Annotated in this window: 9 protein-coding genes; 3 read left to right on the top strand and 6 right to left on the bottom strand. The window is 70.6% G+C overall.

Annotation, left to right across the window (positions count from 1 at the left end):
• Positions 1-17: 17 nt before the first annotated feature.
• The 3 genes from ACYVF7_RS52710 to ACYVF7_RS52700 all read right to left on the bottom strand — a co-directional run bounded on the left by ACYVF7_RS52710 (position 18) and on the right by ACYVF7_RS52700 (position 4,233).
• Complete coding sequence (locus tag ACYVF7_RS52710) at positions 18-605, bottom strand: sigma-70 family RNA polymerase sigma factor (protein WP_460354906.1); 588 nt, start codon at positions 603-605, stop codon at positions 18-20.
• Positions 606-1,108: 503 nt separating this feature from the next.
• Positions 1,109-2,068: a hypothetical protein gene (locus ACYVF7_RS52705; RefSeq protein ID WP_460354904.1), complete on the bottom strand. Its 960-nt coding sequence runs from the start codon at positions 2,066-2,068 to the stop codon at positions 1,109-1,111.
• Positions 2,035-4,233, bottom strand: coding sequence for a M14 family metallopeptidase (locus ACYVF7_RS52700; protein WP_460354902.1), 2,199 nt, complete (start codon positions 4,231-4,233; stop codon positions 2,035-2,037). The genes ACYVF7_RS52705 and ACYVF7_RS52700 overlap by 34 nt, the downstream gene beginning before the upstream one ends.
• A gap of 245 nt (positions 4,234-4,478) precedes the next feature.
• On the opposite strand from ACYVF7_RS52700, the gene ACYVF7_RS52695 reads away from it, so the two are divergent.
• On the top strand, positions 4,479-6,884 hold the full coding sequence (locus ACYVF7_RS52695) for an ATP-binding SpoIIE family protein phosphatase (protein ID WP_460354900.1): 2,406 nt from the start codon (positions 4,479-4,481) through the stop codon (positions 6,882-6,884).
• Positions 6,885-6,889: 5 nt separating this feature from the next.
• On the opposite strand, the gene ACYVF7_RS52690 is transcribed toward ACYVF7_RS52695, so the two are convergent.
• The gene (locus ACYVF7_RS52690) at positions 6,890-7,561 is read right to left on the bottom strand and encodes a lysophospholipid acyltransferase family protein (protein ID WP_460354898.1); all 672 of its coding nucleotides are present in this window, start codon (positions 7,559-7,561) and stop codon (positions 6,890-6,892) included.
• A gap of 63 nt (positions 7,562-7,624) precedes the next feature.
• The gene (locus tag ACYVF7_RS52685; protein WP_460354896.1) at positions 7,625-8,608 is read right to left on the bottom strand and encodes a GNAT family N-acetyltransferase; all 984 of its coding nucleotides are present in this window, start codon (positions 8,606-8,608) and stop codon (positions 7,625-7,627) included.
• A 268-nt stretch (positions 8,609-8,876) separates the two neighbouring features.
• Between ACYVF7_RS52685 and ACYVF7_RS52680 the strand changes: the two genes are divergently transcribed.
• Positions 8,877-9,614 carry a polyprenol monophosphomannose synthase gene (locus ACYVF7_RS52680; RefSeq protein WP_460354895.1) on the top strand — a complete coding sequence of 246 codons (738 nt, stop codon included), beginning with the start codon at positions 8,877-8,879 and terminating at the stop codon, positions 9,612-9,614.
• 326 nt (positions 9,615-9,940) lie between these two features.
• A complete protein-coding gene (locus ACYVF7_RS52675) occupies positions 9,941-11,521 on the top strand; it encodes a hypothetical protein (RefSeq protein ID WP_460354893.1) in 1,581 nt (526 codons plus the stop codon).
• Between the two features lie 81 nt (positions 11,522-11,602).
• Here the strand turns inward: ACYVF7_RS52675 and ACYVF7_RS52670 are convergent, their stop codons facing one another.
• The gene (locus tag ACYVF7_RS52670) at positions 11,603-12,304 is read right to left on the bottom strand and encodes a TMEM175 family protein (protein ID WP_460354891.1); all 702 of its coding nucleotides are present in this window, start codon (positions 12,302-12,304) and stop codon (positions 11,603-11,605) included.
• Positions 12,305-12,491 lie beyond the last annotated feature (187 nt).

Genomic DNA, 12,491 nt, shown 5'->3' with positions numbered 1-12,491 from the left:
GGACTTCGAGACAGCCCCTACGCGGCGCGGACGACGGCGACGCGCGGCGCGTACTGCTTGAGCTGCTCGCGCAGCTGACGGCGGCCGCGGTGCAGCCGGGACATCACCGTGCCGATGGGCGTGCCCATCATCTCGGCGATCTCCTTGTAGGGGTAGCCCTCGACGTCGGCGAGGTACACCGCGGTGCGGAACTCCACGGGCAGGTCGCGCAGCGCCTTGATCACGTCGGAGTCGGGCAGGCGGTCCAGCGCCTCGTGCTCGGCCGAGCGCAGGCCGGTGGAGGAGTGCGACTCGGCACGGGCGAGCTGCCAGTCCTCGATCTCGTCGGTGGCGGCGCGCTGGGGCTCCCGCTGCTTCTTGCGGTAGGTGTTGATGAAGTTGTTGGTAAGGATGCGGTGCATCCACGCCTTGAGGTTCGTGCCCTCTTCGAACTGGTGGAAGTTGACGTAGGCCTTGGCGAGGGTCTCCTGGACGAGATCCTCGGCGTCGGCCTGGTTGCGCGTCATCCGCACCGCGCTGGCGTACAGCGGGTCGATGAGCGGTGTGACGTCTCGCTGATATCGCTCGACGTCCTGGCGGCGTGCATCGCTCGCCACAGTCGTCATTTTGCTGCTCTCCGTTGGGGTGCTGACCTGGACGGATCATCCGTCCGCGGTCGGGGGAGCTCCCCGCTGTGCGGGGCCGGGTCGAAGCGCCGGACACGGAGGGTCTCCGTGTAGCTGTCGGCTATGGTGTGCCCGCCAGGGGCCATGAAATCGGATCGCCGATAGGCCGCCGACGACTGCGTCGACTGACCGGCGAGGAGGCTGGACGCCTCTCCCGCGGGGCGCCTACCGGAAGCGTCATTCTAACGCAAGCTCGGCGCACCGGTAAATGAGCTTCGTCACACTCCGTGTTCCCATCGCGGTCTCCTCCGCTCTCCGTTTCCGATCACTCCAGGACCGGCACGAATACTGGGGTTACCCGGATTCGGGAGGAGACAACGTGAGGGATGAACACGGGCGAGCTGCGCGACGCCCCGCACGCTGACGATCTCCTGGACGTAAAAGGGGCGTGGTCACGCGGCGATCACGTCGTGTGACCACGCCCTCGGCGGCCGATCAGCTGGTCAGCCGATCAGCTGCTTCATCGCCGCACCGATGATCTTGTCGCGTTCGGCGGTGGACGGCACCTGCTCCAGCCCGAACCCGAAGAGCAGGGTGTCGGGGGTGGCGACGGCCGCGACGCCGAATCCCTGGGCCCGGTGGAAGTCCTTCACGTTCGGCGGGCTGCCCGCCGGCGCTCCGGGGGTGGACCACGGGCCGAGGCCGCTCTCGAAGCCTTCCGCGTCGAGGGTGCGGGTCGTGGTCGTGACCTTGGTGTCGTCGACGAACGCGCCGGTCCCGCCGGTGGCCGGGTCCGTCACGTAGCCGATCGAGATCTCGACCTTCTTGCCGGCGTACGCCGACAGGTCGAACGACACCGGCTGCCAGCCGTCCGAGTTGCCGGTGAAGGAGTTCCAGGCGCCGCTGGTGCCCGTCGCCGTGCACGGGCTGCCGAGCGTCAGGTAGTGCTTCAGCCAGGGGTGCAGGGCGAGCAGGAAGCCCTGGTCGCAGTCGGACGGCACCGTGTTCTTCGTACGCCCGCCCAGGTCGGGCAGTGTCGTCCAGTCGTCCGCGCCCGCGGTGTGCGCCTCGACGATCACGTGGTCGTAGCCGTTCTCGGTGTCGTAGGAGAACTTGGCCGCCAGCTTGGGCTGCTCGTCGGCCGCGACGCCGGTCAGGTCGACGGTGCGGGTCAGGCGCATGTACGAGCTGTCCGCGTGCGGCCCGGCGGCGTACCAGGACCCTTCGACCGGGTCGAACGGGCCGCCCTTGCTGCTGTACTCCCCGGCCGCCCAGCTCTTGAACTGCGGAAACTGCTTGACCGGCAGGTTGTCGCTGGTCACGTCGAAGTTCCCCGCCTCGTTCAGCGGGTTGTCAGTGCTCGCGAGCCCGGCGGTGAGCCCGGTGAGCGGGGCGCCGGTGCCGCGGAAACCGGTCGGGTTCTGCCGGGTCACCCGGCTGTACGCGCCGAGGTAGTACTGCACGAAGTCGTCGGCCAGCAGCTCGCAGTCGTCGCGCAGGGCGGAGGTGACGACGCAGGGCTTCTCCGGGTGTCCCTTGAGGCCGTAGTAGATGCCGCCGCCGTTCGCTCCGGCGAGCGGGCCGAAGTAGCCGGTCGTCTCACCTGTGTAGAGCAGCTTGCCGCCCTGGTTGAGGTAGTCCGGACGAACAGGGTCGTGTGGACCTCGCGGTCGGCGATCTCCGAGTCGGGGAACTTCTGGCTCCCGACGGGGACGTACTCGTCGGCCGCGTCCTGCGTGAGGCGGTTGTCGCCGAGGTACCAGACGACGCCCTTGAAGTGGCCGAGCACGCCGAGGTCGTGCGGGACGCCGTCCCGGTCGATGTCCCACACCACGGCCTTGATCTTGTTGGCCTTGAGCGCGTCGACGTACGCCTGGGCGTACTTCGGCTTGTTCGTGCCCGGCGGGTAGGTCGGGTTGACGCCCGTGTAGTCCTCGTCGGCGAGCACGAGCACCGAGGCGCCCTTCTGGTCCCGTACGGCGAAGGTGAACGGCGTGCTGACCTTGCCGCCCGCGATGAACCAGGCCTGGACCTTGTCGCCGGGCCGCAGGCCGCGGATCACGCCCCGGTACTCGGCGAAGTAGTTCCTGCTGTCCTGGCCGTACCGCTCGCCGCCCTGCCACTCGTGGACCGACGCCGTACGCGCGGGGCCGCCGTTGATCTTGTAGCGCAGCCGCTTGCCGGGCAGGGACCGGCGGATGACGGACGCCACCGTCTGCGTGGAGCCGTACGACGTAGCGAACGAGTCGACCGCGAAGTCCGGCACCGTACGGCCGACGGGGGAGATCGGGTGGGCCGGGTCGTGGGCGGAGCCGGCGAGGTCGAGGGAGAGCGGGAGGTTCTTCTCGAACTCCTTTTGGATCAGCTTCTCGCTGTCGGGGAACTGGAAGACCTGGGCGGTGCTGCCGCCGCAGTCGGCGGGCGTCCAGTCGTCGTTCGGGTCGCTGTTCACCGCCGTGAGGCAGGTGCTCTGCTCGGGGGTGTAGGTCAGCGTGCCGAGCACCGACTCGGTGTAGCCGTCGGTCTCGCCGTTGGTGGTGTACAGCTGGGCGCCCAGCTCCGGCGTGTAGCCGGGGACGGCCGAGTGGTCGATGTCGCCGAGGACCGCGTCGTGGATCAGGTCGTCCGGGCTGCGGGTGAGCGACTGCCAGCCCACGCCGTGCAGCAGCAGTTGCGCCGCTGAGTGCCAGTTCAGCAGGAACTTCGGGCGGATCTTCTTGTACAGGGCGATCTGCGCCTTGGTCTCCGGCTCCGACGCCGGCCCGCCGCCGCGGTAGGTCTCGTCGGCCGGGGCCGCCGACGAACCCTCGTTGTCGTAGCCCCACTTGTAGGGGAAGTTGCGGTTCGGGTCGACGCCGTCGTTCGAGGTGATCTTGCCGTCACCGTCGTTGTCCCGGAGGTTCTTGCGCCAGAACCGGTTGCCCGGCGTGAACGTGTAGTCGTACCCGTCGACGTTCACGACGGGGATGAACCACAGCTCGTCGGTGTTGACGGCCTTGGTCACCTGGGGATTCTTGCCGTAGTTGTCGAGGACGTAGTGGAGCAATCGCCGTACGGTCTCCGTCGCGATCCATTCCCTGGCGTGCTGAGTGGCCTGGTAGACGACCGCCGGGCGGCCGCCCGGCCGCAGCGAGCGGGCGTTCCGCGTCACCTTGATCGCGGTGATCGGCTTGCCCTGCACGGTGGTGCCGATGTCGACGGCCTGGGCGATGTCGGCGTGCGCCGCCGCCGCGTTCAGGATCTCCTCGCGGATGTTGCCGGGCCCGGTGTACGGGCGGAAGACGTGGTCTCCCTTGGCGGCCAGGGTGGCGCGCTGGGCGGCGGTCCTGCCGTTCACGACGTCGAGCTTCAGGTCGAGACCCTGGGCGCGCAGGCGCTGGGCCTGCCGGCCGCCCATGAGGACCTCGACGTGCACCTTGCCACCGGTGACCTTGCCGGTGTGGAGGTCCTCGTCGTCGAGCCCGGCGCCGTGCAGGGCCCGGGTCTGGGCGAGGGGGATGTCGCCCGTGTACAGGTCGACATGGTCACTGACGGCACCGGGCTTCGGCGGCGACGCGCTCGTCGGCGTGGACTGCAGGCCGACGATCAAGGCCGAGGCGGCCAGGACGGAAAGGAACACGCGCTTCACGGCGACTCCATATCGGCTGGAGGTCCCATGTGGGGTGGCGCAATGTTCCCTCAGGGCCAAGAGCGGTGAAAGACGCCTAGCCGAAGCCGGACGGCCTCATGTGGTCACCGTGGCGTGCAGATCAAACCGTCCCGGTTACGTAATCGCATCGAAACGCAGCGAGTTGGCCTGCGCGGATGTAACGTCGGTCACATCGCGGGTCGGGGGGCCGTGCGTTGGATGCTCGCCTGAGAGGGGGATCCTCGGTGGTCACTCGACAACGCCCCGCCGCCAGGCTCACCGCGGCCGGCGCGTCGCCCCGGCTGCTCGATCAGCACCTGCTCGGGATCACTCCGCTCGCCGTGATCCTGCTCGACGAGCTCGGGCGGGTCACCCACTGGAACCCTGTCGCCGAGGACCTGTTCGGCGCCTCGTACGACGCGGTGGCCGGCCGCCCGCTGCGCTCGCTGCTGCACCTGCCGCAGGAGCACCGGTCGGCGTTCGAGTCCGGGGGTCGCCACGTGCGGCACGTCTGGACCGGCGTGTTCCTGGTTCCCCGCCTCGACGACGGCCGGTTGCGGGAGATCGCCTGGTGGGTCTACCCGCTGCCCGGCCCGGACGGCGCCCGGGGGCTCGCCGTCGCCGCCGACGCCCAGCGGATCCGGGAGAACGGCCCCGGACTGGCGCTCGGCGACGTCCTCATGGCGCCCCCGCCGCGCAGTCCGCTCAGCGGCAACGGCGGCGTCCGCTTCCTGCGCGTCGAGCCCACGCTCGTCCAGTCCTCCGCCGACGCCGCGCTGTTCCGGCGACGGCTCACCGAGATGCTGCCGCCCGACGCCGACCCGGAGGCGATCGCCGATCACGTCCTGGCCCGTGGCTACCCGGCCGTCAACATCAGCGTCACCGTACGCCTGCCGTTCGCGGACCACCGGGCCGGGTCACCGCGGATGAAGCGCGTCCGGCCCACCGTCCCGCCCCCGCACGATCCGCCGGTCGTCGACTCGATGGAGCAGGCGGCGGCCCAGGAACGCCTCGACTTCCTCAACCACGTCGGAGCCCGGCTCGCCGACACCCTCGACCCGGTGCAGACCGCCGGGGCCCTGTGCGACGCGCTCGTGCCCTCGTTCGCCGACTTCGCCGGCGTCCAGCTGCTCGAGTCGATCGTCTCGGACCAGGAGCTGCCGCCCGCGGAGGCGGACGCGTCCCCCAACATCGTCCGCGTGGCCATGCGGTACGACGAGGAGGACGGCCGCTGGGACGACCTGGTCCCGCTGGGCGAGGTGATCCGGCTGCCGTCGGGTCTGCCGCTCATCCGTGACCTCACGACGGGGCACAGCCTCAGCTACTCCCGGATCAGCGACCGCATCAGCCGCCGCATCTCCGCCTACCTCGGCGGCCGCGACCTGCGGGCCCTGCTGCGCGGCCGGGCACTGCTCATCACGCCGCTCATCGCCCGCGGCAAGGTCTTAGGCACGATCGTCCTGATGCGCCGAGGTGACCGGCCGCCGTTCGGCGAGCACGACGTGGCACTGGTCGAGGAGCTGGGCCGCCGGGCCGCGGTCTGCGTCGACAACGGACGCCTCTACCGCCGGGAGGCGCGCGTCGCGGCGCAGCTGCAGCACAGCATGCTGCCCGACGCGCCGCCCGACGTCGCCGGCGCGCAGATCTGCTACCGCTACGTCCCGGCCGACGAGGCCGTCCGGGTCGGCGGCGACTGGTTCGACGCGATCCCCCTGCCCGGCAGCAGGCTCGCGCTCGTCGTCGGCGACGTCATGGGCCACGGACTCACCTCCGCCGCGATCATGGGCCAGCTCCGCACCGCCGTGCGCACCCTCGCCCCCCAGGACCTCCCGCCCGACCAACTGCTCCGCCAGCTCGACGACCTCGCCCGGCGGCTCGGCGACGACTGCCTCGCCACCTGCGTCTACGCCGTGTACGACCCGGTGGCGCGGCGCTGCGAGATCGCCAACGCCGGGCACCTGCCGCCGGTCCTGGTCTCCCCGTCCGGCGAGTCCTGGCTGCTGGAGGTCCCGCCCGGCGCGCCGATCGGCGTCGGCGGCGTCGCCTTCGAGACGGTCGGCTTCGACGTGGAGGACGGCAGCCAGTTCGTCGTGTGCACCGACGGCCTCGTCGAACGCCGCGGCCGGCCCCTCGACGCCGGGCTCACCGCGCTGCGGGAGTTCCTCAGTGGCCCACTCCGCCCGCTCGAGACCGTCTGCGAGACCTTAATCGAGGGGTTCTGCACGGCGGGCCGGCACGACGACGACATCGCCCTGCTGGCCGTGGGCTTCGAGGGCATCCCGAAGGAGGACGTCTTCTCCTGGTCCCTCACGGCGACGCCGAGCGTCGTCCGCGAGACCCGCCGCCTCGCCCACCAGGCCCTGGAGACCTGGGGCCTGACGGCCCTGGCGCCCAACGTCGAGCTCCTGGTCAGCGAGCTGGTCACCAACGCGGTCGTGCACGGCGCCGGCGACGTCGGGCTCCGCCTCATCCGCGCGAACTCCCTGCTGTGCGAGGTCCGCGACGACGGACACGACCTGCCGCACCTGTGCCGCGCCGAGGCCACCGACGAGAACGGCCGCGGCCTGCAACTCGTCAGCGCGCTCGCCGAACGCTGGGGCACCCAGCGGACCCCGACCGGCAAGGTCGTCTGGTTCGAGCACTCCCTGTAGGGAGGTCAGGACTCTTTCTTGGACCGCTCGTTGTAGACGCCGGAGTACTCCTGGCGCGACAGCTTCTGGATCTCCTTCATGATCTCGTCCACCATCGCGCGCCGGGCCTTCGCCGGCGGCATGTCCGCGAACGCCGTGTAGTCGATCGGCTTGCCGAACTTCACGCCCGGCCGGTGCAGGCGGGGGATCGGGATCTTCGAGCCGACTGGCATGATCTTCTCGGTGCCCTTCACCGCGACCGGGACCACGCTGGCCTGGGCGTTCAGCGCCAGCCATCCCACGCCCGTGTGGCCGCGGTAGAGACGGCCGTCCTCCGAGCGGGTGCCCTCCGGGTAGATCGCGAAGGCGTTGCCGTTGTTCAGGACGCCCAGCGCGATGTCCAGCGCGGCGACCGCGGCGCGCTGCTCCGAGCGCGGGACCGGGATGTGGCCCATCGCGTCCAGGAACGCCCCGAGGATCCGCGCCGTGCCCTTGCCCTCGAAGTACTCGGCCTTGGCGATGAACGTCACCCGGCGCGGGACCACGAGCGGGATCAGCACGCTGTCCACGAACGACAGGTGGTTGCTGGCGAGGACGACCGCCCCGTCCTCGGGGACGTTCTCCAGCCCCACCACGACCGGCCGGAACACGATCCGGAGCAGCGGCCGGACCACCCGGTACATGAACCAGTACAGCAACTGTGCCTCCTACGACTCTCCGTCACTGTAGACCCGGCGAGACCGGGAGGCGGACACCTGCGCCTAGTGGATCATCGTCGGGTCGCACTGGTACTGCCTGGTCTGACGCAGCGGACGGAACCCCAGCCGCTCGTTCACCGCGAGCATGTGGGTGTTGTCCTCGGCGTTGTCGGTCTCGATCTCCAGCACGGCGGGCCACTCGGCGCGGAGCCATTCCAGCATCGCCGCCTTGACCCACAGCCCGAGGCCCTTCCCGCGATGCGCGGACACGACCGCCGTGTCGTACTGGATCGCCCGCGTGCCGTCCCCGACCGGGATCACCAGCTCCGTGAAGCCCGCGATCGTGTCGTCGTGCAGGGCGGCCACCGTCAGCAGCGTGTCCCCGCGCTTCTCGACGACCTCGGCCATGTCCCGTACGCGGTCGATGTCCCAGGTGGTCGTGCCGTAGTCCATCTTCCCCGTCGGCATGTCGCCCATCGCGCTCTTGGCCGCGGCGAACGCCTCCGCCAGGTCCTCCGGCACCACCCCGAGCCACCGGGTCAGGTGGTACCCCGCGTGCTCGGTCCGTACGAGCTCCTCGACGCCGCGCGCCTCGGGGACGTTCAGCAGCAGGAGGCTGAGGGACAGCGCGCAGATGAAGCCGTTCGCCTCGAGGAAGGCCGCCCCGGAGGCCTGGGCGGACGCCTCCACGACCAGGCTCCGGCGCTTCTCGTCCCGCGCCGCCCGCGCGACCGTCCGCAGCAGGCGCGTCCCGACGCCCCGCCGGCGGTGCTCGGGATGGACGTGCAGGGTGAACTCCCCGAGGTGACGCCGGCCCTGCCCCTCGAACAGCCGGAGCCGCGCCACCCCCGTCACCGCGTCGTCCGTCGTGGCGACCCACATCAGGTGACGGCTGCCGACCCCGGGCGTGGTGAGCTGGCCGTGCACCTGGTCGAGTGCCGGCGCGGGCTCACCGGGGAAATCGTCTGCGACCGACGCCGCGACGACCTCGTGCCACGCGGCGACGTCGGTGTCGGAAACATCGCGCAGTCGCTGAACCCTGTCCAAGGACGCTCCTCGATCGTTGGTCCACGCTTTCCTATGGACCGTACGCGCCATAGCCCGACCACGTCTTTGATTCCGAAGAGCACCCAGGCCGGTATTCGCGTCGGATTTCTCCGCCCGCTTTCTCCGCCCGCCCGGACGGCGTCGTAGGTCCGCCCGCGACGACGCTTATGCCCTACATGTCGCGTACGCTTCCGATCACGAGCGGGCAGGTCGCAGCGGCGGCCGCCGAGCCGCGGAACTGAATCATTGGATGTGAAGGGTGGACAGCGTGGGCGACCTCCAACGGGTTCTGGTGGTCATCCCGACGTACAACGAGCGGGAGAACCTCGAGATCATCGTCGAGCGGGTCCGCGCCGCCGCCCCGGCGGCCGACATCCTCATCGCCGACGACGCGAGTCCGGACGGCACCGGGAGGATCGCCGACGAGATCGCCGAACGCGACGAGCAGGTCCACGTCCTGCACCGCGCGGGCAAGGAAGGCCTCGGCGCGGCGTACGTCGCCGGGTTCGGCTGGGGCCTGGAGCGGGACTACGACGTGCTCGTCGAGATGGACGCCGACGGCTCCCACCGGCCCGAGGAACTCCCCAGGCTCCTGAACGCCCTGGAAGACAGCGACCTGGCCATCGGATCCCGGTGGGTGCGCGGCGGAAAGGTCGAGAACTGGCCGAAGAACCGCGAGGTCCTCTCGCGCGGCGCGAACACCTACGCGCGGCTGCTGCTGGGCATCCCCGTGCACGACTCGACCGGCGGGTTCCGCGCCTACCGCGCCACGACGCTGCGCAAGATCGGCATCGACGACGTCATCTCCCAGGGCTACTGCTTCCAGGTCGACCTGACCTTGCGCACGATCCGCCAGGGCCTCCAGGTGGCGGAGGTGCCGATCACCTTCGTCGAGCGGGAGCGCGGCGACTCGAAGATGAGCCGCGACATCATCGTCGAGGCCTTCCGGCGGGTCACCGAGTGGGGCGTGCAGTACCGCCTGGCCCGCCTGACCCGCCGTACGTGAGCGATCGCCTGGCCCGTCTGATCCGCCGTGCCTGAGCGACCGCCTGGACCGCCGTACGTGGGTCACCGGCCGGCCCGTCTGACCCGCCGTGCCTGAGTCACCGCTCGGCCCGTCTGGTCCGCCGTTCCTGAGCCGCCCACGCCGCCGTACGTGACGCGGCGTATCGGGATGCCTTCGGTCGGGTGTGCGGCGGGGGTCGTGGCGCGGATTTAGCGGCGCGGCGGGCATTTCTGGCCATTCCGGTTTCGGTAAGTGCATGCGCATATGTGGCGTAACATTGGTATGCGCGATTTTGGGCGCTTCCTCCCCCGCATGAGAAAACACACGTGCACCACGGCCTACCCCTGCCCGGATCCGACCAGGTAAGCGAGAGACCAACCCTCGAACCTCCTCGGTCGTCCGGCGATCGAACCCTGCTCCGCGACCGGTGGTGGCGCGACCCGTACGTGGTCGTCGCGATCCCCGTCGGGCTCTGGGCGATCCTCGTCACACTCCGGCACAGCTGGACCAGCGACTTCCTGCTGCACCTGGCGACCGTCGACTCCCTGGCACGCGACCTCTGGGACCCGGTCGACCCGCTGGTCGGCCAGGCCTCCGGCAGCCCGTACTACTCCCCGTACGCCCTCCTGCTGGGCGTGATCAAGGCGGCGACGGGGCTGTCCGCCCGGACGGTGCTCGAGGCCGCCGGGATGGCCAACGTCGCGCTGCTGCTCTTCGCCCTGCGCCGCTTCTGCCGCCACCTGGGCGGCGGACGCCTCGTGGCGGCACTGGCCCTGGTCTTCACCCTCCTCCTGTGGGGCGTCGACCCCGTCGCGTGGAGCGGCTTCCTCGGGCTGTACTCCCTCTCCTGGATCATGTGCTACCCCAGCGTCATCGGCACGGCGCTCATGCTCCTGGTCTGGGACGCGTTCCTGCGCCACCGTTCGCGACCCGAGGGCGTGGGCGCGCTGGCCACCGTCGCGCTGCTCGGCGCCCTGGTCGTCCTGATCCACCCGTTCACCGCCGTGAGCATGACGATCGGCCTCGTCGCCTTCGTCCTGGCCGACCCGAAGGCCGCACTCCGCGCGCGGCCGATGGGTCTCGCCGTGGGCGCGGTGGCGGCCTTCCTCCTCGTCATGGTGTGGCCCTGGTCGGACGTCTCCACCCTGTTCGGGGCGGCGGGCAGCTTCAACACCATCCACAAGGTCCTGATCACGGACGTCGTCAAGGACGGCGGATTCGCCGCGTACGGCCTCGCCCTCGTCGGCCTGCCCGCACTCGTCACCGGCGGCCGCCGCCCACTCGGCCGCGAACTGCAGATCCTCTTCCTCCTCGCCGTCGCGGTGATCTCCGTCGGCGCGGCCACCGGCTCGTACGGGCTGGCGCGCGCGATACCGGTCGCCATGCTGCCCCTCCACCTGGCACTCGCGTCCTACCTCGCCGAGCGGGCCAAGGGCTGGCGGCCGTACGCGGCGGTCACCCTCATCGCCTGCTGCGTCGGCCTGTACGGCGAGTCGGGCGGCCTGATCCGCGCCTACTCCGGCAACGTCTCCCCGGCCACCCTCCGCGCCTGGGGAGCTCCACCACCCGGCCCGTCGTACGACCGGGTCCTCCACGGCATCCAGCCCGGCCAGGTGGTGATCACGGACGACTGGGCTCTGGACCGCCTCGTCAACGCCAGGGGCGCCTACACCGTCGCCCCCGGCTGGCCGTACCCGTTCGTCGACGAGGCCGCCCGTCTTCGGGACACGACGGCCTTCTTCGCAGCGGACACGGCCCCCAGCGCCCGTCTGGCCATCGCGGAGCGCTACGGCGTAACGTGCGCGCTGGTCACCCGCGACCGCGCGATCCTGCGACGGGACGCCCTCCCCGGCTTCACCGTCACCGCCCGCATGACCTCTCCCCGAGCCGTCCGCCTTTGCCGCTGACCGGGTCGCCGTGGTCGACCGGGGTGGCGTGGCGGGGTCAGGTCGGCGGGGCCGGCTGGATCGGGCGGGTCAGGGGGGCGCTCAGGCGGCGGCCGGTCCGACGCCTCGCCGGAAGCGGTCGATGAGCCGTCCGCCGTAGGCCGCCGCAGCGGGCGCGAGCAGCCACGCGAACGGAATCGCGGGAACGGCCCAGGGGAGCGCGGCGGTCACCGCGAAGAACCCCGCGACCGCCCAGGAGCTGCTCGCCCCCTGCCGTACCTCCGCCACATTCGCGTCCGGCGACAGGATCGACCGGCTACGCCAAGCGACCTCCTTCAACGCCGCCTCGGAGAACAGCAGCGCCGCCTCCGACCCCGCGAACACGCACAGTGCGAGGGGGTTGTCGATGGCGTGCCCGAGCAACGCGGTCGGGAACGGAAGGAGGGCCACGAAGAGCAGCAGGGGCGCATGCCAGGACGTGAACGCCCGGTCCAGCCGATCGACCTGGTCCATGAGCACGTGATGCCTGCGCCACACGGTCCACAGCAGGGCGAAGGCCAGGAAGAACGCGAAGAACGACTCCCACTCGTGCGTCAGGAACCGCCACAGACTGGCCGAACTCTTCAGGGCATCGCTCTCGGGCCGCTTGATCTCGATCACGAGAAGCGTCATGGCGATCGCGAAGATGGCGTCGGTGAACATCGCCATCCGCTCGGGAGTGTCCCCCGGGGAGGGCTCCACCCGCTCGGGAGCGCCCGTCAGGCAGGGCTTCGCCCGCTCACGGTCCACGTCGCCGACTGTCATGCACCATCTCCTCGCCATGCGATGGGTGACGATCACATGGCGGACGGCCTCACGGTGACCGTGAGGGTCACCACCGCCGCATGCCGCGAGTGATCACTGGACGAGAAAAATACCGTCGAACCGGCATGGATCGCACCATATGCCCCTCGTCGGCGAGACCGAGGCACTGAGCCTGTCGGCGGTGCCC

The sequence above is a fragment of the Actinoallomurus acanthiterrae genome, from assembly GCF_054775715.1.
Note: the sequence above shows the minus strand (reverse complement) of the source record. Positions and strands in the feature narration are given on the sequence as shown.